This is a genomic window from Mesorhizobium sp. M7A.F.Ca.CA.004.06.1.1, assembly GCF_003999135.1.
In the GTDB taxonomy this organism is placed as follows: domain Bacteria; phylum Pseudomonadota; class Alphaproteobacteria; order Rhizobiales; family Rhizobiaceae; genus Mesorhizobium.
Window position 1 is genome coordinate 1 of record NZ_RZPQ01001336.1, and the last position, 699, is coordinate 699.

Genomic DNA, 699 nt, shown 5'->3' on the forward strand with positions numbered 1-699 from the left:
GTAAGGGACAGGCTGCAGATCGGGCTTGCGGCCAAACTTGGGGCGGAACTGCCGCTCCTGGTACGCGGCGCTTATTACGACCACTACCGGCCCGCAGCCGAGCCGGACAAAACGCGCTCCCTTGAAAACTTCTCGCAGCACATCGGCGAGGAATTGAAATCGATCCGCCCCGTCGATCCCGAGGAGGCGGCACGCTCGGTGTTCCGAGTTCTTGCACGGCATATTGATCTTGGCCAATCGGCCAAGGTGCGCGATGCCCTGCCGAAAGAAATCCAGGCGCTTTGGCCCGAAAGTCTCGGCGTCAAATAGCGACGCTCCCCAGGCAGCCGTGCCGAGGCTGGCGCCCCGAGGGCGTCAGTCTCGCAAACGGTTGGCGGCATGATCCTGGTGCTGCTCGGTCGCGATCTGCCTGGAGTCCAAACCGCGTTCTTTGGAATGCTGCGCCTTGTCGCGATTGGACAGAACCTGGTTTTCTTCGAGCTTGTCCTTTGGCGTTACGGTCATGGCGCCTGTGCCAGAACCCTTTCCCTGTGAACCTGCTCCGATGTGTTTCTTGCTCCCGCGTGCCATGGGCTGCCTCCAATCTATGACAAATGTTCCAGGATCGGTGCTCATCTAGTCGTCAGGACGATTTTTGTGATGGACGCTTTCCTGATTTTTGCCGCGAAGGATGTTGCGGTCGTCCGGATCGACGAGGTT

The 699-nt window shown here is 59.5% G+C and carries 2 protein-coding genes; one reads left to right on the plus strand and one right to left on the minus strand.

What is annotated here, in order from left to right; genetic code table 11:
* Positions 1-309: DUF2267 domain-containing protein (locus EN906_RS36165; protein WP_127375874.1), on the plus strand; the 309-nt coding region annotated here is incomplete at its 5' end.
* A gap of 45 nt (positions 310-354) precedes the next feature.
* Here the strand turns inward: EN906_RS36165 and EN906_RS36170 are convergent.
* Positions 355-570, minus strand: a complete 216-nt coding sequence (locus EN906_RS36170; protein ID WP_127271940.1) for a hypothetical protein — start codon at positions 568-570, stop codon at positions 355-357.
* Positions 571-699 lie beyond the last annotated feature (129 nt).

Coding starts and splice junctions, on each gene's coding strand:
- EN906_RS36170 (WP_127271940.1), bottom strand. CDS start 570: ATGGCACGCGGGAGCAAGAAACACATCGGAGCAGGTTCACAGGGAAAG.